Genomic DNA, 25193 nt, shown 5'->3' on the forward strand with positions numbered 1-25193 from the left:
TTCGCATATTTATAAAACAGTTAGAACATACGAACTTAGATCAAAAAAACTTAATGTAGTGGTAGCTTATTTAGTAAAAATAGTTTATTCCCGGTATTTCAGGCACAAAAAAAACGCAGCCGAAGCTGCGTTTTTATCACTATGCTAAATGCTGATTAAGCTTGTTTAGCAATAATCTCTTTCCACTTAGCTGGACCTGTAGTGTGAACAGACTCACCAGACGTATCTACAGCAACAGTTACAGGCATATCCTTAACTTCAAACTCGTAGATCGCTTCCATGCCCATTTCTGGGAATGCAAGAACTTCAGCGTTAGTGATCGCTTTAGATACTAGGTAAGCAGCACCACCCACAGCCATTAGGTAAACAGCTTCGTTGTCTTTAATTGCGTCAATTGCAACAGGACCACGCTCAGACTTACCAATCATGCCTAGAAGGCCTGTGCTTTCGATAACCTGACGAGTGAATTTATCCATACGCGTAGACGTTGTTGGGCCAGCAGGACCTACAACTTCATCACGTACTGGATCAACAGGGCCTACGTAGTAGATGAAACGACCTTTAAGATCAACTGGTAGCTCTTCGCCATTATTTAGCATCTCTACCATTTTCTTGTGCGCTGCATCACGACCTGTCAACATTTTACCGTTCAACAGAATCGTTTCGCCGACTTTCCACTCTTTAACTGCTTCAGGAGTGATCTCATCAAGATTTACACGACGAGTGTTGGAACCCACTTCGAATGTAACATCTGGCCAATCATCCAAGCTTGGTGGCGTTAGAACCGCCGGGCCACTACCGTTCAATGTAAAGTGAGTGTGACGAGTCGCTGCACAGTTAGGGATCATGCAAACAGGCAGTGAAGCTGCGTGAGTTGGGTAATCCTTGATCTTGATATCAAGAACAGTGGTCAAACCACCTAGACCCTGAGCACCTATACCTAGATCGTTAACTGCATCCATGATTTCTAGACGAAGCTCTTCAACACGGTTCTGTGGACCACGCTCACGTAGCTCGTGAATGTCGATTGGATCCATTAGGGATTCTTTCGCCATTACTGCTGCTTTCTCAGCAGTACCACCAATACCTATACCTAGCATGCCTGGTGGGCACCAGCCCGCACCCATTGTTGGTACGGTTTTAACGATCCAATCAACGATGCTGTCAGATGGGTTAAGCATAACCATCTTAGATTTGTTTTCAGAGCCGCCGCCTTTCGCTGCAACGTGAACTTCTACTTCGTCACCATCAACAATTTCGTAGTGAATTACTGCTGGCGTATTATCTTTAGTGTTCTGACGCTTGCCTGCTGGGTCAGCAAGAATAGATGCACGTAGAACATTATCAGGATGCATGTATGCACGACGAACACCTTCGTTCACCATGTCAGTTACATTCATTTCAGCATCCCAAGTTACGTTCATACCTACTTTCAGGAATACAGTAACAATACCTGTGTCCTGACATAGAGGTCGCTTGCCTTCAGCACACATACGGGAGTTAATAAGGATCTGCGCCATTGCGTCTTTAGCCGCTGGGTTTTCTTCTTTCAGGTAGGCTTCGTGTACGCCTTGAACAAAATCAAGCGGATGGTAGTAAGAGATAAACTGCAATGCATCAGCAACGCTGCTGATGAAATCGTCTTGGCGGATTACGCTCATTCGGAGACTCCAGTAAAGCTTCTTGTCATAAAGGATCAGGGAGTTAAAACTCAACCATGCTTAGTGCAAACACGCCTGACTCATACCCATTTACTCTCTCTTAAAGGAGAGTTTTTACTGGAAAGGGAGTATACACCAAAAGTACCGCAATAAGGTGTCGGGCATTGGTAGTACTCAGATAATCTTTTTTACTACTTAATGTAAACACGAGGTGAGAGAGCGTATTTATCTGATCTCAAAAAAGAAGCGCTGAACAATAACAGATGCCAAAGATTAAAAAGGAGCGCCCTGTCGCTTTGGTGATTGGTTGGCGCGCCCCCTTATCTAAAGCCAATAGCTTTAATGGCTTGATCACAAAGGGAATAGATAACAATACCACCAGCGCAAAAGGTATAGAGCCGTTGATACTCAAAGCCAAGCAGCCTAGATAAATACAGATCAGTAGAGCCTTATACAACAGAGAGGCTCGAGCATAGCCAATCTTCACCGTTAACGTTTTGATCCCCGCCGCTGTATCCTCTTCAAAATCGCGTAGTTCGTTACTCAGCAGAAGTAGCGAGACAAACAGAGACACAGGGATAGAGATCAAAAGAGTCGAATGCGATAGCTCTTTGGCCAGCACATAATAAGCACCGCTGACCATCAAAATACCCATCAACCAAAACACCAAAAACACCGCTAAGCCTCGACGCTTATAGTTTATCGGCTCCATCGTATATCCAAGCGCGCCTATTATTCCGATAACTGAGAACAGCAAAAGCAACATCCCAGATACAGCAATGAGGTAACAACCGATTACAGCCGCAAAGAGAATACAGCCTAAACCCAGATTAAAATTAAATCGAATCTGCTGTTGTGAGGCTAATGAGAGTTGAAGATTGGTCTGAGAAAGGTCGGCGTAATCATTGATAAGATTAACCCCGGCTTGCAGAAGCAAACCCGCCACAAGAATTAAGCTCGCGAGAAGAGGATCGCCAAAGCCTTCACGATAGGCACTCAAAATACCTGTTAGACAAACAATCAAAGCCACGCTGAATGAAAACGGCCTCAACGCATGCCTAAACAGGTACTTCTCGGCGATCATCGCATTTACTTCTGACTGCTGTACTCAGGTGCGTTCGGTAGATCACGCATCAGCAATGCGTATTCAGGATCAGCATTCAGATTCATAGGAATCTTCATGACATGGCCCGAGCCTGGCGCAACATCAGCAGACTTCCCTTTCTTATCGATCATCTCATCAAGTTTGAACTTGTGATTACCTTGAGGCGTCATTAGCTCAAGGGTATCGCCTTTCAGGAAGCGGTTACGTACATCAATCTCAAGCATGCCATCAGCATAACCCAGCACTTCACCAACAAACTGCTGATGAACGCCCACAGAATTACCGGTTTCATAGTTCTGATATTCATCATGTACGTGACGACGGTAGAAACCTTCGGTGTAGCCACGGCTTGCTAGGTTTTCTAGTTCATCCATCAAACTCATATCAAATGGACGACCTGCGACTGCATCATCGATCGCTTTACGATAAGTCTGCGCAGTACGTGCCACATAGTAGTGTGACTTAGTACGACCTTCGATCTTCAAAGAATCTACGCCAATTTCAGCTAGACGGTGTACGTGCTGAATCGCACGCAGATCTTTAGAGTTCATAATGTAAGTACCATGCTCATCTTCAAAAGCAGGCATGTACTCACCTGGGCGAGTTTCTTCCTGAAGCAGGAAGATCTGATCCGTTGGCTTACCTTCACCCAATGCTGGGCTTACTTCTTCCGCTTTTGGATCAAACTGTTCCACGGGTACTACGTCACCCGATTCATCGACTTTCGCTTCGTGAGCATCGTATTTCCAGCGGCAACTATTGGTGCATGTACCTTGGTTTGGATCACGCTTATTAATGTAACCAGATAACAGGCAACGACCTGAATAAGCGATACAAAGCGCACCGTGAACAAAGACTTCAATCTCCATCTCTGGGCAACGCTGTTTGATCTCTTCTACTTCATCAAGAGATAGCTCGCGAGATAAGATTACACGCTCAACACCCATAGAGTGCCAGAACTTAACCGCGGCCCAGTTCATTGTATTCGCTTGTACAGACAGGTGAATCGGTATATCTGGGAAATGCTCTTTTACTAGATAGATCAAGCCTGGATCAGACATAATCAATGCATCTGGACCCATTGCGATGACCGGACGTAGATCATCAATGTACGTTTTTAACTTACTATTATGAGGTAGGATGTTACTCGCAAGGAAGAACTTCTTACCTAACTGGTGAGCCAGATCGATCCCTTCTGCTAGATTATCCATATTAAAGTCGTTGTTACGCACACGTAGGCTGTAACGAGGCTGACCGGCATAAACAGCATCTGCACCGTAAGCAAATGCATATTTCATATTTTTCAAAGTCCCTGCAGGGGACAATAGTTCTGGATTTAGCATAGTAATGAAGGGACTAGTTAATAAGATATGAATTAAAAGTTAAAAGACCTATCAAGCAAGATCTTTCAAAGGAATCTCAAATAGCGGCGTGTAGATAGAACCATCTTCACCCGGTTTACTTTGAAACAGCACCACCGAATCAGCCAAGCTATACATATCAAGCGACGGCCACTCTTTAGGTGATTTAAACGTATTTTTTCCTGGCAAACGCCCTAAGGTTACATGAGGTTTAAAGTCATCTTCCTCATAGCTAAGGCCTGCCTCAGTTGCTACATTGATCATTAGATCATGTAGCACCTGCAATTCCTCGTGCAGATCCGGCAAAGCAGCAACTAAAGCTAACTTTTTGTTAACCTTATAGTATTCAGCCTTGTTGATGTGAACCTGAAATGAACTAAAGTCAGCCAATTGTTCGCGGGCACACTTTTCCAACTCTTCAACCTGATTAAGGTTGATATCACCCAAGAAACACAGAGTAAGGTGATAGCGATCGGAATCCACCCAATTGACTTCTGTTTTGCGGTCAAACTCGCATAATGTATCGGCATGATCTGCCAACCAACGTACAACAGAATCAGGTAGCGTCAGTGCAAAAAAAGCACGGATGTTCATAGAGGCTTACTATATCCCTATTTTGGAGGAATCGTGTATTCTGCCTTCAAGATGCCCACATGGCAAACACAGAAAGCAGAATCTAACTATCATTTATGCTGCTCTATCTTTGTTCAAGCAGCAATTGCATATTGTTTAACTTCTGACGAACTTGTAAAAGATCCTGGTTTAACTGACGGCGCGTACCATCAAAGGCACGGATAGCCTGCTCGTTCACTTTTACCTTACGCTCTAGATCAGCGTTACTTTTGCCTTCCAACTTAGCAATACGGTCAGTTAACGTTCGTTGAGTTTTTAATAGATCATCCATCTGCTCTTTCGCCAACTCATTTGTTGTACGCATTTCCGATTCAACGCGCGAAGTAAGTTTAGTCAGTTTAGAGACTTCTGCATTCACTGTTTTATTTAAACCTGAAACACTCGCCAACTCTTTTTTCTGCTTAGCAACCTGAGACTTTAGGGACTTAACTACTTTTTGTTGAGCCTGCAGTTTTTTCTTCAATGCCGTCAGCTCTTTTGCCTGCTTTTCAATCAGAGGCTTGTTCTTTTTATGGGCAATATCCCACAACTTAGCAATTTCAGAATCTAACTGTTTGTCTTTCTGCTTTAAAACAGACTCTAACGAGGACACATTGCCTTGCAGCTCTTCGCCTGATTCAGCCGCACCCTGCTCAGCTTCTTTCAATAAGGTTTCTAATTGAACAATCTGAGCTTGCGCTTTCTCAAACGTAGCCTGTTGAGACTGATACATCTCAAAACCAAAGTAACCAAGCACAGACACTGCAACCACTAAGATAACCATCACTAAGGATTGAACAAAGCCACCTCCTGATGAGGCTGGCGCCGACACAGGGGCTGGCGCATCACCAGATCGAGGTCGCATAGCTGAAGACACTGAGCGGTTTTCTCCAGCAGGATCGGCAGGCCCAAAGTTCGGTACTTCAATATTATCGTCGTCGCGGTTCATGGCTATCCATATACTAACTAAATTGAAATTCCCGCTATTTTACGCGGAAAAAAAAAGCCCCGCAAAAATGCGGGGCTCTTTAAAGCTTAAATAAGCGAGGGGGATGATTACATCATGCCGCCCATACCGCCCATGCCGCCCATGCCACCCATATCTGGCATGCCTGGAGCACCGCCTTCAGCAGGCTTATCAGCAATCATTGCTTCAGTTGTGATCATAAGACCTGCAACAGATGCAGCTGCTTGTAGTGCAGAACGAGTAACTTTAGCTGGATCTAGGATGCCCATTTCGATCATGTCACCGTATTCACCGGAAGCAGCGTTATAACCAAAGTTACCTTCACCTTTCTCACGAATATTAGAAACGATTACAGAACCTTCTTCACCCGCATTGCCTACGATCTGACGAAGAGGCGCTTCTAGGGCACGGAACGCTAGTTCGATACCAACAGACTGATCGTGGTTATCACCTTTCAGATCTTTAACTTTGTCCATCGCACGGATAAGCGCAACACCACCACCAGGTACTACACCTTCTTCTACTGCAGCACGTGTTGCATGAAGAGCGTCTTCTACACGAGCTTTCTTCTCTTTCATTTCTACTTCAGTCGCTGCACCTACTTTGATTACAGCAACACCGCCTGCAAGCTTAGCTACACGCTCTTGCAATTTTTCACGGTCGTAGTCAGAAGATGTTTCTTCCATCTGGGCACGGATCTGGTTAACGCGTGCTTCGATATTGTCAGCAGCGCCGATACCATCAACGATTGTTGTGTTTTCTTTAGTGATGGAAACACGCTTCGCTTGACCTAATTGTTCAAGAGTCGCTTCTTCTAGTGTTAGGCCTACTTCTTCAGAGATTACAGTACCGCCAGTTAGGATAGCGATATCTTCTAGCATCGCTTTACGACGATCACCGAAACCAGGCGCTTTAACGGCAGCAACTTTAACGATACCGCGCATGTTGTTAACTACAAGCGTTGCTAGCGCTTCGCCTTCTACATCTTCAGCGATGATTAGAAGAGGACGAGATGCTTTAGCAACGTGCTCAAGGATAGGCAGTAGTTCACGGATGTTAGAGATTTTCTTGTCAGCAAGCAGGATAAATGGCTGCTCAACTTCAGCAGACATATTGTCTTGGTTGTTGATGAAGTAAGGAGATAGGTAACCGCGATCGAACTGCATGCCTTCAACAACATCCAATTCATTATCTAGTGCAGTACCTTCTTCGACAGTGATAACACCTTCTTTACCTACTTTACCCATCGCTTCAGCAATGATCTCACCAACCTGTGCATCAGCGTTAGCAGAGATAGTACCAACCTGTGCAATCGCTTTGTTGTCTGCACATGGAACAGCCATATCCTGAATCTGCGCCACAACTGCAGCTGCAGCTTTGTCGATACCGCGCTTAAGATCCATTGGGTTCATGCCTGCAGCAACAGACTTAAGACCTTCATTAACGATTGCTTGAGCTAGTACAGTCGCAGTCGTAGTACCGTCACCCGCAACATCGTTTGCTTGAGACGCTACTTCTTTAACCATCTGTGCGCCCATGTTTTCGAACTTGTCTTCAAGCTCGATCTCTTTCGCAACAGATACACCGTCTTTAGTTACGGTAGGAGCACCGAAAGACTTATCTAGAACAACGTTACGACCTTTAGGGCCCAAAGTAGTTTTAACTGCGTCAGCTAGGATGTTTACGCCGTCTAGCATGCGTTGACGAGCATCGTTACCAAATAGTACGTCTTTAGCCATTTTCTAAAATCCTGTAATCAAATTCTTTAAACAATTAGGTAAAGCGAAAAGTTCAACCGGAAGATTAGTCTTCCAATACACCGTAAATTTCGCCTTCGCTAAGAATTAGTAGCTCTTCACCGTCAACTTTCACAGTATTAGCGTAGCCACCAAACAATACTGTATCCCCAACCTGAACAGTCAGCGCTTGACGCTCACCATTTTCCAGAAGACGACCTTCACCCACAGCAATAACTTTACCTTGGTTTGGTTTTTCCTGTGCAGAACCCGGCAGTACGATGCCGCTTGCAGTTGTAGCTTCTTCTTCGTTACGACGAACAACTACACGGTCGTGAAGTGGACGAATTTTCATCTGTTCTTTCTCCTGATCTTTATCTGACCAAAATAAACATATTTGTTTGGAATCGGGACAAACCAACTAAAGTTGCTTTCCCCTTTGAAATGCTAAGTTGGGGCATAAAAAATGAATTCAACACTACCCAACAACTTTTTTGCTTAGAAATTAATCCTTGCGCTCAAACTCACCGTCAATCACATCATTTGAACGAATATTACGGTCTTGTTGCTCATGAGTTTGATGAGCCTGCGATTGATGTTGGAAAGGGTCATTCGCATAAAATTGCGCTGAACTTTGATGTTGCTGCTGCATGGCTATCACACTAAAGCGGCTAAACAATGCTTTCGCAAACGCTTTACGCGTAAATGGCAGTAAACAGCTAAAACCTATCACGTCTGTGACAAAGCCTGGTGTAACTAGAAGAGCACCACCGACAGCAAGCACGATACCTTCTACCATCTCTTGGCCTGGAATCTCACCATTCTGGGCACGCTGCTGCGCTCGTGCCAATGTAGATAAGCCTTGGTAGCGCAACATATTTACGCCTATAAATGCAGACAACAGTACTAAACCAACTGTGTTCCACGCCCCAATTGCTTCACCTACATTTATAAGTACTGTGATTTCAATAATGGGGATAATGATGAACAGCAGAAAAAGAAACTTCATTTATTGCCTCAAAAATAATCAATCGCTCTATAAGATTAGGACTCATTATAGAGCTTCTAAACAGGTCCTACCTGTCTAAATTCAAACCTGCATAGAACTGGTATTTTTCACTCAACGTACCCATTTCTTTTTATGGTCAGACCAAAAAATTTCAACCCTAAACCACCATTTTCAGTCCATTTTTCACACTTTCAGTGCTAAAAAATCGTCTAAAAAAAAACCAATACCAAAGTACCTATACTTTTTGCACTGCGAAATTATCATTTAAAAACATACAGTTAGCACCCGCAAAATAACAAAAAAATACCGGTCATGAGTATATTAAACTTATTGATATATTAATCAGCAGAGCAACAAGTAGACTTTTTTGCAAAAGCGGGATAAGTTTAAATTCTGCACAATGACGCAACGCACAAAAAAGAGTCAAACCGAAGTAAGGTAATCCTAAAATGGAACTCAAAGATAAAGTAATTGTTGTAACTGGTGGTGGCCGTGGTCTTGGTCGTTCAATGGCACTTGAACTAGCTGAACAGGGTGCAAAACTTGCTCTAGCTGACCTAAGCCAGGAAGATCTAGATACAACTGTTGGCCTTTGCATGGAAAAAGGCGTCGAAGCACGCGCTTACATCTGCAACGTAGCTAAAGAAGATGAAGTAGAAAAACTATTCAATGACGTTGTAGCTGATTTCGGCACGCTACACGGCCTAGTAAACAACGCTGGTATCACTCGCGACGGTCTATTCATGAAAGTTGATCGCGAAACTGGCAAAGTTGTTAAGAAGATGTCTATGGACCAGTGGAACCTGGTTATGGATGTTAACCTAACAGGTACTTTCCTATGTGCTCGTGAAGCTGCTGCTCACATGATCGACCTAGGCGTTCCTGGTTGCATCGTAAACATCTCTTCTATCTCTCGTTCAGGTAACATGGGCCAGACAAACTACACAGCAACAAAAGCTGGCGTAGAAGCAATGGCTGTTACTTGGTCTAAAGAGCTAGCTCGCTACGGCATCCGTGCGGCTTCCATCGCTCCAGGTTACATCGGCACTGAGATGGTTATGAGCATGAAGCCAGAAGCTCTGGACAAAATTGCTGCAGGTATCCCAGCTAAGCGTCTTGGTAAGCCAGAAGAAATTGCTAAGACTGTTACGTTCATTCTTGAGAATGACTACGTTAGCGGTCGTTGCTTCGAAGTTGACGGCGGCCTACGCGTTTAATCTTCCAAGCTCCATAAAAAAACCGGCTTTCGCCGGTTTTTTTGTGCCTGTTAATTGCTTTTAGAGTACTGCTCTTAAGCCCCAATCACTCCGCCATCGTCGCGAGTTATCACTACAATGGTTGAACGCGGCTTACTGTCACCACCAGCAGGGAAATGCGAAGGCTTACCCTTCTCTCCTGGATGCTGAATCCCAACAAACATAGACTTTTGATCAGGAGAGAACGTCAATCCCGTCACTTCACAGGCAACAGGTCCCGTTAAGAAACGATGAACTTCACCCGTTTCTGGATCTGCACACAACATCTGATTGTTACCCATACCCGCAAAATCATCGGCATTAGAGTATTTACCATCGGTCATAATCCACAGTCGGCCACCTTTGTCGAAGCCTAATCCATCCGGGCTATTGAACATATTTTCGGTAGTGATGTTACTACTACCCGCAAACAGCCCTTCTTGATAGATGCTTGGATTGCCCGCGATCAGGAACAGATCCCAACTGAATTCAGTAGCCGTATGATCGCCATTCATTGGTGTCCAACGTACGATCTGTCCGTACTTATTCTCCGCTCGTGGATTTGGCCCACCAACAGGCTGGCCCTCTTTCTTGCCACGATGCTTATTATTCGTCAGTGTACAGCAAGCACTCGATTTATTAGGATGCACGGCAACCCATTCAGGTCGATCCATGGTCGTTCCACCCACTTGTGTTGCTGCTAAACGTGTGTGGATAAGCACTTCGGCCTGACTGTTAAACCCATTCTCTGGCGTTAATCCATTCTTACCGAAAGTAAGCTCTAGCCATTCGCCTTTGCCTTTCAGTTCGCCGTGATCAGCACTGAACTTAGCCACATATAAAGTACCATCAACTAGAAGGTCCCGATTTTTGCTCTGATCATTTGCATCATATTTACCTTTTGACACAAATTTATACAGATGCTCACCACGCTCATCATCTCCCAGATAGACCACAACATGACCGGAGTTATCGACCATGAGGGCTGCATTCTCATGTTTAAAGCGACCAAGTGCTGTACGCTTCAGCGGCTTAGACTCAGGATCCATTGGATCGATCTCTACTACCCAACCATGGCGATTCGGCTCATTTGGGTTTTTAGCCAGATCAAAACGCTGATCAAACTTACTCCATTGATAACGCTTATCTTCCGCTTTTAAACCATAGCGTTTTTGTTCAGCCGGGATGCTATGGGCGTCATCGTCAGTACCAAAATACTTATGGAAGTTTTCTTCGCAGGTTAGATAAGTGCCCCAAGGCGTTTCACCATTGGCACAGTTATTAAAGGTACCCAATACCTCACGACCTGTTTGGTCGGCAGCCGTTTTAAGCAGATCATGCCCTGCCGCTGGCCCCGTTAACTGCATTGGGGTATTTGCTGTAATCCGACGATTCAATTTACCACTACGATCAACGATCCAGCCCTGAGCGGTTTGTTGAATTTCAAAAACAGACACGCCGTGAGCATTTTGTGCTTTCAGCACATCATCGGCGGTCATCATGTCACCTTTGTGGTCATACAGAAGATCAGTATTGGTGTATTCGTTGTTAACAGCTAATACTGCGCGATCGCTAGATAAAGGAAACAATGACATACCATCGGTATTATCACCAAACTGCAGTGCCTGAGAAGACGCCGGCGCTCGCCCTGTTGGATCAAATTCTGGTGCACCATCAAAGATAGGATCCCCCCAGGAAATGAGATTTGTCACTTTATAGCCCTTTGGCACAACTACTGTATCTGCTGTGCTACTGGCAATAGGCTCAAACCCGATAAGCGTACTCTTAACTTCAGTTTGTATTGCAGCCTGTACAGAGTTTGCAATAGGCGACATACCGATAAAAGCACCTAAACCAAGCGCGCCTGCCCCAGTCAAAAAGCCACGACGGCTAACCGCTTTATCTGCTAGCTGAGTAAACTCTGAATCCTGTTCCTGATTTAAATTACTGCAAAGATCATGTGAATTGTTATAGCTCATAGAGATTCCACTAAAAAATCAAAGTGCATCTTTTTGTATAGCCCTATGCTTGGGCACCAGAAATCAAAGCTAGCCCTACTTAATGACATATCAATTAACATTAAATGAAGCTATTGCTAAAAATAGAGTTATTAGATCGTTAGACAAAACTTATAAAACAAAAAGGTTAATTTTAGAACGAAAACAAAACAATCGATCAAAAATAAACCACACATAAAAAATGCGTTTCATAACAGAAATATCTACGCAATAAAAACTTAAAGAAAATAAATCCCAACACAACAAAAAAGAAACAATTCTGAAATAAAACTCACCTACTATTGCGCCGCAACAACGAATTAAATTTTGCAAGGCAATAACTTTGAAATCCATAGATAAAATTTTATTACCCACATTAACTGCAATTTCTTTAATTGCTTCCAATTATACTTATGCAGACAACACTTTATTATTAGAAGAAGGCGTAAACTTAATTGCAGTTAATGGTTCAGAAGTTAATTCAGAGAAACTATTTAACGGCAGCAACAATTACAAGCTACCTAATGGCTCAAATCAGATCCTTGTAAATTATACAGCTGAAGTAAAAAAGGTGGTGATTTTGAAATAGAGCAAAGCAAAGCTTTCGTTCTACTTTTCGAAAGCAGTGACAGCCAAATATCCCTTGCAGCGCCTACGATTGATCGCATTAAAGATCTAGATAAATTCGAAAAAAACAAAAACTGGATCTTAACAAATAGCGCAGGCAATAGCATTCCTTACAAAGTAAACATTATTGAGAAAGGTGGCTTTCAGTTAAGCCGAGATTTTGAAGAAGAATTGAAAAAATTCAATCAAAGTAACGCTACTGCTTCACTACCTAAAATCCAAATAACTTTCCCAAATAACACCAATAATAAACAAACAAAAAATAGTGTTATCAAAAAAGAAAACATGGCAATGGAAATGCTTATTTATTGGTACAACCAAGCCGATCTAAATACTAGAAAATCTTTTAAAGAGCTTATTAAAAACAAATAAGATTTCACAAATTAAAATTTAAAAACCTTATATTAAAACTCCTTGGAGAGAAGACATGAAAAAGCTGATTCTGGCTTCTGCTATTGCTGCGCTTGCTGCTAATTCGGCAACGGCTGCAACTATTTACGACGACAAAGGCCTTACTTTCAAAATTAAAGGTGACTGGCAGGTTCAACTTCGTGACAACGCAAGTAAATCTAAAGATGCTGAAGTAGAATTTGACGATCTAGAGATCAAAAACTCGATCGCTTACGACTTAGGAAACGGCCTGACGGCATACGGTCAGCTAGATTTTGGCTTTAAAGATGCAGCTGAAGACAAACAAGATGGCGATGACCTAGAAGAAGCTTACCTAGGTATGAAAGCGCATAACATGTCCGTTCAAGTAGGTAAGATGGACAACGCTGCCGATGACTTTGGTGTTGAAAAAGCCATCGAAGAATCTCTTGGCAAGGACGTTTTCCACGAATTCGGTTCTTACAAAGGCGATGACGTAATCCGCTTTGACGCTGATTTCGATGTTGCTCGCGTAGCAATTTCTCATGAACTAGAAGCTGACGGTGAAGATAGCTCTAACAACGAATCTACTGAAATTTTCGTTGAAGCTGGCTTTGATGCAGTAACTCTAGGTGCGGCATTCCAAACACTTAAAGAAACTCCAACTTCAAACTCTATTGATATTTGGGGCGTAAGTGCTGAACTTGATGCCGGTTTCGTTAAGTTCGGTATGGACTACGGTGTTTCTGACCAAGGCACAAGCAACGACGATGTTGCTATGACAAACCTTGTAGCTACTTTCAAAGCAGCTAAAACAACTAAAGTTTCTGTTGGTTACATGGAGCACGATTACGATGCTGCTAACAAAGACGAAGAAGCTTTCTACGGCAACGTAACTTACAAATTCCCGACACAGAAAAACGTTTCTGTATTCGCTGAAGTTACACACCGTGACGACGACGCAGGTACGGACTACGACCTAGACCTACTTGCTGGTATGCGCATAAAGTTCTAAAAGTTCAAGCCACAGCTTGTCCCCCCCCCTTCAGACAAGTTAATGCTAAAAACTTTAAGCCCAGTTTTTACTGGGCCTTTTTAGTTGCTATAGATCTATTCGAAAGCGACAATAAACGCCTACTACACGGAAGGCGTCATATATGTCATCAGTTGATTCCAAAACTGAATCTTGGCTCGATACAGCTAAAATCTATCTTCATCCTAGAGCAATCACACTTCTGTTTTTTGGTTTCTCTTCTGGTCTTCCTATTTTGCTCGTCTTTGGCACTTTATCCTTCTGGCTTCGTGAAGCAGGCGTTGAACGGAGTTTAATCACCTATTTCTCCTGGGTTGGTCTAGCCTATGGTTTCAAATGGCTTTGGGCTCCATTAGTTGATCGCTTTAGCCTCCCTTTACTTTCGACTTGGCTTGGTAGGCGCAGAAGCTGGTTATTGCTTTCGCAGATCATGCTCATCATCGGTTTAACAGGGCTTGCCTTCTCCAATCCCCATGAAAACCTTCAATACATGGCGTTGTTAGCACTAGTCGTCGCTTTCAGTTCCGCGACCCAAGATATTGTGATTGATGCCTACCGTATCGAATCAGCTGGCGAACGCTTACAAGCCGCCATGGCTGCAACTTATATGGCTGGCTACCGCATAGCGATGATTGTGGCGGGTGCCGGTGCACTTGCTATCGCAGCGTGGACCTCAATTTCACCTGAAAGCTATGACATCAATTCTTGGAAGTATGCCTACTTAATCATGGCGGCTTTAATGTCTGTGGGAATGATGACTACATTTTTAGTAAAAGAGCCAGCTTCTGTTGAGATGGACACTGAAACGCTTGAGCAACAACAAAAAATTATTGAATTTACTCAACGTAATGCCCACCTTCCCGATTTTATATCACGCTTTTTAGGCTGGACTTATATAGCTATTGCTTGCCCCTTTATCGACTTTGTACGTCGTTACGGTATGCAGGCCCTTATCATTCTTGCGTTAATCGGTACTTACCGAATTTCTGACGTTATTCTTGGGATTATCGCTAATGTTTTCTATGTCGATATGGGCTTTACTAAGGAAGAGATAGCGCAAATCATCAAAATTTATGGCGTAGTTATGACCATCGTCGGCGCAGGACTAGGCGGTATTCTGGTGAATCGCTTTGGCATGAGAAAGATCCTGTTCTTAGGCGCGCTGTTAGTTTCCCTCACCAATCTTCTATTTGCTTGGCTAGCAACCCTCGGTAATGACACCACAGCACTTACAATCGTTATCTCTCTGGATAACTTGAGTGGCGGTATCGCTACCGCGGCCTTTGTCGCCTACCTATCTAGCCTGACAAATATTCAATACTCAGCAACACAATATGCTCTTTTCAGTTCGATGATGTTGCTATTCCCTAAATTTCTTGGCGGCTTCTCTGGAGGCTTTGTCGATAGCTTTGGCTACCCTTGGTTCTTCACAGCAGTTGCGATCATCGGCTTACCCGTATTGATCTTGATCTGGATCAGCCCCAAAAAATAAACAAGAATAATTATCATTTACATTCATGTAAATCTAGGTTACTCTCCTTAGCACTTAACAAGGAGGGATATACCGATGACTTATATGATTGATGCTTGGTTTGAACGTAACAACCCTTACCTGAGAGTTATTCACCGCTCTACGGGGATTTCAGTAGTGAATTGGCAAGGCGATACGCTAACCAGCAAATTACAAAGCGGGGCTATCTGCGTAGACGACTTTGAAGCAACACCTTCGCAGGATTTAGTAAAAGAGATCTTTCTTCTGGATTGCTTAGAACAAGATTAGTCAGGTGAAACCTAAATCACCTGACTTTGTTGAGGCAGTAACAGGTAGGTTTAGTCGCGGAAGTTATTAAACTGCAGTGGTAATTCCAGGTCTGCTTCACGCAGCATTGCCATTACACTTTGCAGGTCATCTCGCTTCTTACCTGTTACTCGCACCTGCTCACCCTGCACCTGCGCTTGCACTTTTAGCTTGGCGTCTTTTATCAATTTAACAATCTTCTTAGCCAATGGCTGATCTAAGCCTTGCTTAAGAATCACTTCCTGACGTGCTCGCATGTTAGCTTTTTCTGGATCTTTAATCTCTAAGCAACGAATATCAATTTTACGACCCGTCATTTTGGTTTTAAGCACGTCCATCATCTGCTGAAGCTGAAAATCAACTTCCGCCTGCAACGTAACTGTGGATTCAGTTTGCTCAAACCGCGCATCAACACCTTTAAAATCGTAACGCATCTGCAGTTCACGATTAGACTGGTCAACAGCGTTGGTAACTTCGTGCAGGTCTAGTTCAGACACAATATCGAATGATGGCATGAGGCTTCTCCCTATTTTTTTGCCGATTCTAGCTGACCTTTATCTCCATTTCACGTCACAATAGAGCGATAATAGGATCCACAATACTGAAGATTAAGAGAATTAAGTATGAAAGAGAGATGGTACATACTTGGAGCTGGCTCAATTGGTAATTTATGGGCCTACAATCTCATTTCTGTAGGTTACCCCGTCACTCTTATTTTGCGAAATTCAGCTAAGCTTTCACGATTTGAAGCAAACCGCGGCATTCAATTAGCTGATCAAATGCATTGTTGCGAAGCTGAACTACCCAATGATTCGTCGTTAATCCAAAAACTGTTTATCACGACCAAATCCACTGATACTCAAGCCGCTTTCAACTCGATCAAACATCGACTTGCAGATAATGCGCATGTTGTTGTGCTGCAAAACGGTATGGGCAGCCAGCAATGGATAACAGATCAATTACCCAACGCTGAAGTTGCATGGGCATCAACAACAGATGGTGCATGGTTAGAATCTGAATTCTCTGTCGTACACGCAGGCAAAGGGGTTACTCGTATCGGGTCGCCCGATAAAGCGCTCGATTGGTTAGAACAATTAAATTGCGGTTTCTTAGATTTACAACCTGACCCAGAAATAGCTACAACCTTGTGGCGCAAGCTAGCGATTAACTGCGCTATAAACCCTTTAACCGCGATCTTCGACTGTAAAAATGGCGAGTTAGTTAGCAACCCTAACTATCTAAATGAGATGGTATTAATCTGCAATGAGGTAGAAAAGGTCGCAAACGCACTCAATCTAGAGCTGTTTGATGGCCCTTTAATTGACCATGCTTGTCAGGTAGCAGAATTAACCGCAAATAATTTTTCCTCGATGAACCAAGATGTGAAACATGGCCGTATAACAGAGATTAATCAGATCACCGGCTATCTATGTGAGCAAGCAGACAAACTTGATATTACGGTCGATATTAACAAGTACTACCTTGGAAAAATTAGGGAACTACATCCTCATAGTGATACCTAATCTAGTAGTTTCTATCTATAGGAGCAGTAATGAGTAACAGGCTTAGTAAAATTTATACTCGCTCTGGTGATCAAGGCCAAACCGGACTGGCTAATGGAGAACGCGTATCTAAAACCGATCTCAGAATCGAGGTAATCGGTACGATTGATGAGCTTAATAGTGCTATCGGTATAGTGATTGCGAGTTTGTCAGCCGATGATCCAATTACAAAACTGTTTCAAACCGTACAACACCAACTTTTTGATTTAGGTGGCGAACTGGCAATCGCCGATCCTAACTATGTCGTTATTACCCCGACAGAGATAGAATATATAGAGGAACAACTGGATCTTCTGAATTCAGAGATTCCGCCGTTAAAAGAGTTTATTCTCCCCGGTGGAACACTTTCAGCCAGTTATACCCATTTGGCGCGTAGTATCTGTCGACGCGCCGAAAGGCGAATCATAGCACTACTCCAAGATGAGTCAGCTCAGGTAAATCCTAACTCTGGTATTTATCTAAATAGGCTGTCCGATCTATTTTTTGTGGCAAGCAGAATAATAGTGCTAAGGCAGGGCGGTGAAGAGATTCTCTGGCACCCCAGAGAAAATAGATAATACAACTCACCTAATGGGAGTGATAAATATGAGAGCGCTATTTTTTTCTGCGTTAATGCTACTAACACCTGCAGTTTTTGCTGACTGTTCAACAGATCAAACCATATGTGAAGCTAAATGTTCAGTAAAACACTTTACCGACGATGCTGCTGAACTAGGCTGTAAATCAAAATGTGTAGCTCAACGCGCGATGTGCTCAACCGAATCTGGTGCTAAGACCGTTGTAGAGAAAGGTGGTGAGGTAATCGAAGATGGCGTTGAAGTGAGCAAAGACGTTATCGATGATGGTGTTGAGATCAGCAAAGAAGCTTGGGAAGACACTAAATCATTTGTAAAAGGCATGACTGAATAGTCATGCCGTTTGTCTAGCTTTACTGTCAGCGTACATTAAAGCTAGGCGCGTTTGTGTAGAAAACTGGTTAAAAGTATTAAAGTCCTCTTCGGACACTGGTCCACGCCCTTTTAAGCGATCCGCATACAGCATACCAATTACCCTTTTCCCCATAGTAAGTGGTATCAAGACGAACCCCTGACATCCTACCTGCTTTACAAAGTTTGGCGGCAAGCGCTTATTCCACCCATCTTCATCTAGATCATTTACCAACAAAGTAACTTGCTTAGCCAAGACCTTAAAGAATAGATCGTCCGCTTTACCCGACTTGTCCCGTTCAAAATAAGTTTGCAAAGGATCAAGCTCTTTCCCTTCAATAATTTTTACCGATAGATGCGTATTGGATTTGCTAAGCAGACAAAGCATGCTGCGATCAAACTGACCGCATTCGCCGATCGCTTCTACAACTAATTTAAAGACTTCGTGAATCTTACCATCCGCTGCGATTAACTCGGTCAATCGATTGAGATAACTCAGCTGTTTTGAGTTACGTTTTGACTCGGCAACAACTTCTGTAGACTGCTCTGATACGCTTTCAGTTTGCTCAACCTCCTCTAACTCCACTTCATTGTGGGCCAAGAAAGCAAGCTGGCGCACCATATCATCCTTAGCAACATTTCCACTTTCTGAGTAATCAGGAATTAGCGAACGAGCCTTCAAACCGTAGTTACGGCTGACTTTAGCAACCCGTTGGAAACACTGTAGCGTAATTTCACCAACTTCATCAAAAGGGATATCTCCAGCAAGGGAAACGGCATCCACAACCTTATCGTAAGGCTGTTCGTTATTTTGATCCTGCCCATATAGCTGCTGTACTAAACCATGACTGAGCGTAGGTAAGGCAGATAGCATATCGCTTCGCTCATCAATATTCCCTAAATCCAAAGGGGACATTGTATTTAAGATCTGTTTTGGGTAACCCCAACCAGCAGCCAGCTCCCTACCCAACTCACTAAAGCTCATACCTAACACTTCAGCCTGAATTCGCGGCCATTTTTTCTCACCTCGTTCCTTTAACCTGAGCATTTTCCGATACTGCTCTGGCAAGGTACAAGCAACCATGATCTCGCCCAATCCAAATAACAAAGAAGCCATATAAGCCTCTTCTGGATCGACTGATTTCCGGCTTTTCAATGCAAGTTCCTTAGCCATGTTGGCACTCAAGAACTGTCGCATCATCATCCCTGGCACATCTAAATCGGGATTTTCGTCATGAAAACTTTCAATTAATTTAAGAGTTAAACTGATATTTTTAATCTGATTAAACCCGAGTAAGACCACCGCTCGGGATACAACCGTAATATCACCTTGACCTCTTTTATACGTAGGTGAATTAGCCAATTTGATCAGTTTGGCTGATAAGCCCGTATCTTTCATGATAGCCATAGCCAAAGCCATAGCATCGCTTTCTTCTGACGCGCTAATCTGCTGTATACGATTGACCGTAGCACTAAACACCGGCAGATCGCCTAAACGATCAAGGCTTCGATGAATATTTTTAAGTGTCTCGGTGTATTTCATTAATATCCCTATGCAACTGATCAAAAAGGAGAGCGAATATTACTACTTAGTAGCTGAGGCCAACACTGTTTTGTATCATAATCAAACCTCAGTTTAGAAAAATGAGCATAATCTATCGCTATTTTACTCCATTGATCGGCTTCCATACCAAGTAAGTCCCCAATAAGGCCACGAATAACGCCACCATGAGTAACAACTAACACCTTTTTTTCTGATAGTTGCAGCAACTGCTCTTTAACCATAGCTATTCGTTGCTTAAATTGCTGAATAGTTTCGCCCTTTGGTGCCGGAAAATCCTGCGGTGCTTGCCAAAAATTATCTGCCGCTACAGGGTCTTCGTTGTAGACCTGCTCAAAACCCACACCATCCCAGTCCCCAAAATCCAACTCTTGTAATTCATCCCAGATTTGCAGTTCAATCTGCCGAGTATTAGCTAACCAACAGGCACTCTTTAATGCCCTCTGTAATGGCGAGCTAACAACTAAGTCCCATTCACCATTAGCTAAAACAGCTTCGCAGGTAGACTGGCCTTTTGCAGACAGAGGGCTATCCGTTCGCCCTAAATAGACACCTTTAAGTTCGGGTTCACCATGCCGGAACAGATCTACAAATAGAGTTTTCAAAAAAAATCCTTATTATGGCTTCAGTCCGACTTTTCACTTACACCGGCGCTAGAGAAGGTCGCCATCTGTTTATGAAGCAAGCAAGCCGTTTGAATAACACTTACCGCTGTTGCAGCTCCGCTGCCTTCGCCAAGGCGCATATCCAACGCTAACAAAGGCTCAGCAGACATGGCAACAAGTACTTTATGATGAAACTTTTCCGCTGATTGATGTCCAAAGATCATCCAGTCTTTAGCTTGAGGGCAAATCATACTGGCCATGTATGCAGCAGCAGTGCTAATAAAGCCATCAACAACAACAGTAATACCCTCCCTCGCTGCCGTCAGGTAAGCACCAACCATCGCAACAATTTCAAAACCCGCTAAGGATCTTAGCAGCTCAAAAGGTTTATCAGCTGTGCACTGATGAAGCTTTAGTGCCTGATCAATCACAGCCGTTTTATGTTCGAGCGCATCACCCGATACACCAGTACCTGCTCCAACCACCTCTTGAGCAGTTAAGTCCATCACAGCCGCTAATACTGTGGCAGCCACTGTTGTATTCCCAATCCCCATTTCACCAGCAATAAAGAGCTGGGCCCCAGCCCTCTTTGCTCTTAAGACCGCTTCCTCACCTACATTTAATGCATTAACTAGCTGCGCATCACTCATCGCTTGTCTCTTCGAAATATCAGCACTTTGCGAAGCGATTACTCGATCAAGCACATTACGATGTTCAACAGGCACCACCGTCCCTAAATTAATCACTTCAAATTGTGCTTTCAGTTGCTTAGCCAAAACGGCGATTGCCGCGCCGCCTTCTGCAAAATTTAGAATCATTTGCGATGTGACTTCTTGTGGGAACGCAGATACATTCTGGGCAGCCACTCCATGATCTGCAGCAAAAATAGAGATGCTTACACGATCTGCCGAAGGTAATGACTGTGCTTGCATTGCAGCCAGTTGCACTGCAATTTTTTCCAACACACCTAAAGAGCCAGGAGGTTTAGTTAGATTTCCTTGATGAGATAAAGCGGCTTGTTCTGTTTCAACGTTTAAAGGTTTAGCTTTCAGTTGCGACCATTCCTGCAAGTTCACTTATTATCTCCTTTGACAGCCATAGGAATACCCGCCACTGTTAACGTCACCACTTCCACCACTGCTGCCAAATCTTGATGTAATCTACCAGTATTATCTTGAAATTGACGACTCAATTCGCCCATAGGGACAATTCCCCAACCGACCTCATTCGAAACCAATATTAGATCTCCGTCAAAGTCATTTACAGCTGCAGTAAGCGTCTTCATACCTTGCTGCATGGGTTCCAAGCCTTGTAATAACAGATTGGTTAACCAAAGGGTAAGGCAATCGACTAAGACGGTTTTTCCTTTACCACTCAAACTATTAAGCGCATCTGGCAAGTCGAAAGGGATCTCTTGTATCTCCCACTCGCTCGGTCGATTCTGACGATGTAGTTCAATACGCTGCTCCATTTCCGAGTCTTGTGCTTGAGCGGTAGCAATATACACAACAGGCTGGCCCGTGGCGGTAGCTCTTTCTTGCGCCACCTGACTTTTACCCGATCTGGCACCACCTAAAATTAACTGTCGCACTGATATCCCTCGTCAAAAACTCGTTGTCAGATCAATAAAATGAACGTTAACACTTCTTTAAGATGTATTTTTAATACACATTTAATAGTTCTTAGTGTAGATTATAACACTGCTGATATTAGCGGCGGAGAGATCCCATGATTCAACTACAAGAAAGACGCACCCCTTCACCCTTTTCACTCTTTAATTTGGCATTTCGCCCATTTTTCTTAGGCGGAGCACTCTCAGCCATACTTTTAATGGCTGCGTGGCTGGTTATCTATAGTGGCGGCATTGAGCCTCACCACTATAACTATGGTGTATTCTGGCATGCCCACGAAATGCTATTTGGATTCTCTTTAGCAATCATCGCCGGTTTTTTAATGACCGCTGTAAAGACATGGACTAACGTACAAACACTTTATAGCTGGCCTCTCGCAGCACTTTTTTTACTCTGGTTTAGTGCGCGCTTAATGCCTTTATTCCCAGCGATCGAACCTTGGTTAGTAGCTGTCACTGATTTAGCCTTCGCGCCTATGGTGGCCGCTTGCGTGGCTTGGCCAGTTATTAAGTCTAAAAACTATCGTAATTTGATGTTTGTGCCGCTCCTGCTTGGCTTCTTCATTGCCAATCTACTCATGCACCTGCAACTACTTGGCTACACTGAGACAACAGCAGCGAAAGGAATACAACTCGGCCTATTTTTAGTCATCATGGTAATTAGCATCTTAGGCGGGCGAGTTATTCCATTTTTTACCGAGCGCGGAGTTGAAGGCGTCAAAGTAACAAAACATGCTTGGCTGGAAAAAACGATTATTCCTCTGACTGCCGTGTGGGTTGTTTTAAGCCTAACAGGGATTGAACCCCTTATGATTGCTATAAGCTTGCTGTTGGGGATAGCTAACCTAATTCGAGTAGCTGGTTGGTTCGATAAACGAATTTTTGCGGTACCCTTGGTCTGGATTCTACAGTTCGGCTATTTCTTCGTAGCACTGGGTTTTATTCTGTACAGCCTAAGCTTACTGGATCTAATTAGCACGTCGATTGCTTACCATGCATTTGCTGCAGGCAGTATTGGGGGATTAACACTGGGGATGATGGCGCGTGTTTCTTTAGGACATACAGGTCGACCTCTTAAAGTCGGACCACTCATCATTACTGCCTTTATATTGATGCTATTAGCCGCAGCAGTGCGACTGAGCATAGGGCTATTACCTCTTTCTTACCTCACAACGCTGCACTTATCAGGCACGCTATGGATGCTCGCTTGGGTGCTTTTCCTGATTATTTACACCCCAATCCTGATAAAACCTCGCGTGGATGGCTTATATGGATAGTCCAGCCTTCGATTTATTCAGCTCCTAATAAAAAAATACGGCTCTAACATAGAGCCGTATTTTTTTTAACCAAACTATCGATTGCTTAGCTATTAAGATCTACAACCACTCGGCCTTTAACCTGACCATTAGTTATACGTTCAGCATAATCAGGCAGCTCATTTAGCGCGATAATTTGAGCAATATCGCCCACAGCATTATCTGGTAATTGAGCTTGTAGTCTTTTCCAAGCTTCTTGACGACGCTCATAAGGACACATCACCGAATCAACACCTTGCAAGCGAACATTACGGAGAATAAAAGGCATAACTGTTGTTGGCAGCTTGAAGCTTGCAGCTAGACCACATGCAGTCACGACACCGCCATAATCTGTTTCTGATAAAATGCGACCTAAGATATTATCACCCACAGTATCAACCGCACCGGCCCAGCGCTGTTTCTCTAGAGGCCTTGCTGGCTCTGCCATCTGCTCTCGACTAACAATTTCTGAAGCACCTAAGCCTTTCAGATAGCTCTCAGTTTCAGGGCGACCCGTAATAGCTGTCACTTGATAACCTAGCCCAGCCAATATTGCTACTGCAACACTACCTACACCACCAGCGGCACCACTAACAATGATAGGCCCCTTATCAGGAGTTACACCACCCTCTTCAAGCGCCATGACACAGAGCATGGCAGTTAAACCTGCTGTACCAATCTGCATAGTGCGAACAGGATCCATACCTTCTGGCAGAGGCACTAACCAATCTGCGTTTAAACGTGCATACTCAGCAAAACCACCCCAATGGTTTTCACCTACACCCCAACCTGTCAGCACAACTTTATCGCCTTTTTCATAACGATCATCAGCACTCTCTTCTACTGTGCCGACTAAATCTATGCCCGGAACCATCGGGAAGTTCCGAATAATTTTGCCCTTGCCTGTAATGGCTAAACCATCTTTGTAGTTTAACGAGGAGTAATCGACTTTAACCAAAACATTCTGCTCTGGTAATTGATCCAGACTCAATTCTGTCACTTCCGCTACAGTCTTACCGTCGTTTTGATTTAACACGAGCGCTTTGAACATGCCGATCTCCCAACTTATTTATCTATTTGTCATACAAATATAAAATAGATTTTTAAATGATACAAGCTATGATGTTATTGTTTCAGTTTATGTAGAATAGCTTATTCGTAGTATTAGCAATCCTATGGAGTAATACGTGAGCCTAGAAGTAGCCCCTATCAATAAGTCCAGCCTGTCTAAACAAGTCGCTGATCAATTACAGGAAGCGATTTTAGATGGCTCTCTAAAAGCAGATGACCGCCTACCTACTGAAGGTGAGCTAGCTGAACGCTTTCACGTATCACGTCCTACGATTCGAGAAGCGCTCAAGCGCTTAGCAGCTAAAAACTTAATTCGTTCACGCAGAGGACCTGCTGGCGGCACTTTCGTAAACCACTTAGGTGCTGAAGAGCTTAGCGACCAGATGACCACAGCTGCAACACTTTTTGTCAGCATGAATCAGATATCTTTAACTGAAGTGAGCAGCACTCGATTAGAGTTAGAAAGCTTATGTTGCCAACAAGCCTGCGCTAATAGGTCCGAACAAGATCTAGAAAAACTGCGAGCTGAATTAAATTATCAATCCAATACCAATATCAGCCCTGAAGATTTCTGTGCCGCTGATGTTCGCTTTCATCGCGCCATAGCCGATGCAAGTGGTAACCGTATGCTGAGTTTTGTGATGTATTCATTGATCGAAGCTCTACAACCGGTTGCGAACATGATTGCATACCGTTTCCGTGAAAGAGAAATTATCTTAGGGCAGCATCGTAGACTACTGGGTGCGATTGAAGATCAAGATATCAATTTAGCTAAAGCTATTATCAAGGAACAGATTGAGTATCTTGACCAATTACATTGCGAGGCCCAGTCCTCCCATCAAGAAGTTACAGAGCAAAACTCTTTTAAGCGATAGCCAGTTAAGTTCGACCAATCTATAGTTCATTTATCCGTGGATAAAGCCGAAAATTATTTATAATAGGCAGGGATAGATAATTGATTTATCCTTGCACAAAGCTCGCAAAGATCCCTTGATGCGGTACCTTATTCAATTGATTCAGGCTCTCTTTGTCA

26 protein-coding genes are annotated in these 25193 nt (G+C 43.5%); 11 read left to right on the plus strand and 15 right to left on the minus strand.

Annotation, left to right across the window (positions count from 1 at the left end; all coding sequences use genetic code 11):
* Positions 1–155 precede the first annotated feature (155 nt).
* From ACMXYR_RS11825 to ACMXYR_RS11860, 8 genes are all read right to left on the minus strand, one after another.
* Entirely contained in the window at positions 156–1661 is a 1506-nt protein-coding gene (locus tag ACMXYR_RS11825; protein WP_415881970.1) for a fumarate hydratase, read from the minus strand.
* Between the two features lie 235 nt (positions 1662–1896).
* On the minus strand, positions 1897–2745 hold the full coding sequence (locus ACMXYR_RS11830) for a prenyltransferase (RefSeq protein WP_415901744.1): 849 nt from the start codon (positions 2743–2745) through the stop codon (positions 1897–1899).
* Positions 2746–2750: 5 nt separating this feature from the next.
* A complete protein-coding gene (yegQ, locus tag ACMXYR_RS11835; RefSeq protein WP_415901745.1) occupies positions 2751–4109 on the minus strand; it encodes a tRNA 5-hydroxyuridine modification protein YegQ in 1359 nt (452 codons plus the stop codon).
* 51 nt (positions 4110–4160) lie between these two features.
* Complete coding sequence (gene thpR, locus ACMXYR_RS11840; RefSeq protein ID WP_415901746.1) at positions 4161–4721, minus strand: RNA 2',3'-cyclic phosphodiesterase; 561 nt, start codon at positions 4719–4721, stop codon at positions 4161–4163.
* Between the two features lie 103 nt (positions 4722–4824).
* A complete protein-coding gene (locus ACMXYR_RS11845) occupies positions 4825–5688 on the minus strand; it encodes a hypothetical protein (RefSeq protein ID WP_415901747.1) in 864 nt (287 codons plus the stop codon).
* 107 nt (positions 5689–5795) lie between these two features.
* The gene (gene groL, locus ACMXYR_RS11850) at positions 5796–7445 is read right to left on the minus strand and encodes a chaperonin GroEL (RefSeq protein ID WP_415901748.1); all 1650 of its coding nucleotides are present in this window, start codon (positions 7443–7445) and stop codon (positions 5796–5798) included.
* Positions 7446–7509: 64 nt separating this feature from the next.
* Positions 7510–7797, minus strand: a complete 288-nt coding sequence (locus ACMXYR_RS11855; protein WP_415881976.1) for a co-chaperone GroES — start codon at positions 7795–7797, stop codon at positions 7510–7512.
* A gap of 150 nt (positions 7798–7947) precedes the next feature.
* Positions 7948–8451, minus strand: coding sequence for an FxsA family protein (locus ACMXYR_RS11860; protein WP_415901749.1), 504 nt, complete (start codon positions 8449–8451; stop codon positions 7948–7950).
* 449 nt (positions 8452–8900) lie between these two features.
* On the opposite strand from ACMXYR_RS11860, the gene ACMXYR_RS11865 reads away from it, so the two are divergent.
* On the plus strand, positions 8901–9668 hold the full coding sequence (locus ACMXYR_RS11865) for an SDR family oxidoreductase (RefSeq protein ID WP_415881978.1): 768 nt from the start codon (positions 8901–8903) through the stop codon (positions 9666–9668).
* Between the two features lie 74 nt (positions 9669–9742).
* On the opposite strand, the gene ACMXYR_RS11870 is transcribed toward ACMXYR_RS11865, so the two are convergent.
* Positions 9743–11665, minus strand: coding sequence for a PhoX family protein (locus ACMXYR_RS11870; protein WP_415901750.1), 1923 nt, complete (start codon positions 11663–11665; stop codon positions 9743–9745).
* Between the two features lie 361 nt (positions 11666–12026).
* Here ACMXYR_RS11870 and ACMXYR_RS11875 point away from each other — a divergent pair, with 361 nt between their 5' ends.
* From ACMXYR_RS11875 to ACMXYR_RS11895, 5 genes are all read left to right on the plus strand, one after another.
* The gene (locus ACMXYR_RS11875; protein ID WP_415901751.1) at positions 12027–12272 is read left to right on the plus strand and encodes a DUF2057 family protein; all 246 of its coding nucleotides are present in this window, start codon (positions 12027–12029) and stop codon (positions 12270–12272) included.
* A gap of 47 nt (positions 12273–12319) precedes the next feature.
* Entirely contained in the window at positions 12320–12682 is a 363-nt protein-coding gene (locus ACMXYR_RS11880) for a DUF2057 family protein (RefSeq protein ID WP_415903646.1), read from the plus strand.
* Positions 12683–12737: 55 nt separating this feature from the next.
* Positions 12738–13694 carry a porin gene (locus ACMXYR_RS11885; protein WP_415901752.1) on the plus strand — a complete coding sequence of 319 codons (957 nt, stop codon included), beginning with the start codon at positions 12738–12740 and terminating at the stop codon, positions 13692–13694.
* 142 nt (positions 13695–13836) lie between these two features.
* Complete coding sequence (locus tag ACMXYR_RS11890) at positions 13837–15204, plus strand: AmpG family muropeptide MFS transporter (protein ID WP_415901753.1); 1368 nt, start codon at positions 13837–13839, stop codon at positions 15202–15204.
* 75 nt (positions 15205–15279) lie between these two features.
* Positions 15280–15492 carry a hypothetical protein gene (locus tag ACMXYR_RS11895; protein WP_415881983.1) on the plus strand — a complete coding sequence of 71 codons (213 nt, stop codon included), beginning with the start codon at positions 15280–15282 and terminating at the stop codon, positions 15490–15492.
* A gap of 50 nt (positions 15493–15542) precedes the next feature.
* On the opposite strand, the gene ACMXYR_RS11900 is transcribed toward ACMXYR_RS11895, so the two are convergent.
* Positions 15543–16025, minus strand: a complete 483-nt coding sequence (locus ACMXYR_RS11900) for a YajQ family cyclic di-GMP-binding protein (protein WP_415881985.1) — start codon at positions 16023–16025, stop codon at positions 15543–15545.
* A gap of 108 nt (positions 16026–16133) precedes the next feature.
* Here ACMXYR_RS11900 and ACMXYR_RS11905 point away from each other — a divergent pair, with 108 nt between their 5' ends.
* Genes ACMXYR_RS11905 through ACMXYR_RS11915 form a run of 3 tightly spaced genes read left to right on the plus strand, consistent with a single transcriptional unit; the run spans position 16134 to position 17981 of the window.
* Positions 16134–17033 carry a 2-dehydropantoate 2-reductase gene (locus ACMXYR_RS11905; protein WP_415901754.1) on the plus strand — a complete coding sequence of 300 codons (900 nt, stop codon included), beginning with the start codon at positions 16134–16136 and terminating at the stop codon, positions 17031–17033.
* 29 nt (positions 17034–17062) lie between these two features.
* Complete coding sequence (locus ACMXYR_RS11910; RefSeq protein ID WP_415901755.1) at positions 17063–17629, plus strand: cob(I)yrinic acid a,c-diamide adenosyltransferase; 567 nt, start codon at positions 17063–17065, stop codon at positions 17627–17629.
* Between the two features lie 28 nt (positions 17630–17657).
* Positions 17658–17981 carry a hypothetical protein gene (locus ACMXYR_RS11915; protein ID WP_415901756.1) on the plus strand — a complete coding sequence of 108 codons (324 nt, stop codon included), beginning with the start codon at positions 17658–17660 and terminating at the stop codon, positions 17979–17981.
* Here ACMXYR_RS11915 and ACMXYR_RS11920 read toward each other — a convergent pair whose 3' ends face one another.
* Genes ACMXYR_RS11920 through cobU form a run of 4 tightly spaced genes read right to left on the minus strand, consistent with a single transcriptional unit; the run spans position 17982 to position 21755 of the window.
* On the minus strand, positions 17982–19541 hold the full coding sequence (locus ACMXYR_RS11920; RefSeq protein ID WP_415885422.1) for an HDOD domain-containing protein: 1560 nt from the start codon (positions 19539–19541) through the stop codon (positions 17982–17984).
* A 20-nt stretch (positions 19542–19561) separates the two neighbouring features.
* Complete coding sequence (locus ACMXYR_RS11925; protein WP_415901757.1) at positions 19562–20164, minus strand: histidine phosphatase family protein; 603 nt, start codon at positions 20162–20164, stop codon at positions 19562–19564.
* Positions 20165–20184: 20 nt separating this feature from the next.
* Positions 20185–21240: a nicotinate-nucleotide--dimethylbenzimidazole phosphoribosyltransferase gene (cobT, locus tag ACMXYR_RS11930; protein ID WP_415901758.1), complete on the minus strand. Its 1056-nt coding sequence runs from the start codon at positions 21238–21240 to the stop codon at positions 20185–20187.
* On the minus strand, positions 21237–21755 hold the full coding sequence (cobU, locus tag ACMXYR_RS11935; RefSeq protein WP_415901759.1) for a bifunctional adenosylcobinamide kinase/adenosylcobinamide-phosphate guanylyltransferase: 519 nt from the start codon (positions 21753–21755) through the stop codon (positions 21237–21239). Before cobU ends, cobT begins: the two co-directional genes overlap by 4 nt.
* A 137-nt stretch (positions 21756–21892) precedes the next feature.
* Here cobU and ACMXYR_RS11940 point away from each other — a divergent pair, with 137 nt between their 5' ends.
* Complete coding sequence (locus ACMXYR_RS11940) at positions 21893–23071, plus strand: NnrS family protein (RefSeq protein WP_415901760.1); 1179 nt, start codon at positions 21893–21895, stop codon at positions 23069–23071.
* A gap of 85 nt (positions 23072–23156) precedes the next feature.
* On the opposite strand, the gene ACMXYR_RS11945 is transcribed toward ACMXYR_RS11940, so the two are convergent.
* Positions 23157–24140 carry an MDR family oxidoreductase gene (locus ACMXYR_RS11945; RefSeq protein WP_415901761.1) on the minus strand — a complete coding sequence of 328 codons (984 nt, stop codon included), beginning with the start codon at positions 24138–24140 and terminating at the stop codon, positions 23157–23159.
* A 136-nt stretch (positions 24141–24276) separates the two neighbouring features.
* On the opposite strand from ACMXYR_RS11945, the gene ACMXYR_RS11950 reads away from it, so the two are divergent.
* A complete protein-coding gene (locus ACMXYR_RS11950) occupies positions 24277–25035 on the plus strand; it encodes a FadR/GntR family transcriptional regulator (protein ID WP_415901762.1) in 759 nt (252 codons plus the stop codon).
* The last annotated feature ends 158 nt before the right edge of the window (positions 25036–25193 follow it).

The sequence above is a fragment of the Neptuniibacter sp. QD29_5 genome, assembly GCF_047778125.1.
Lineage (GTDB): Bacteria > Pseudomonadota > Gammaproteobacteria > Pseudomonadales > Balneatricaceae > Neptuniibacter.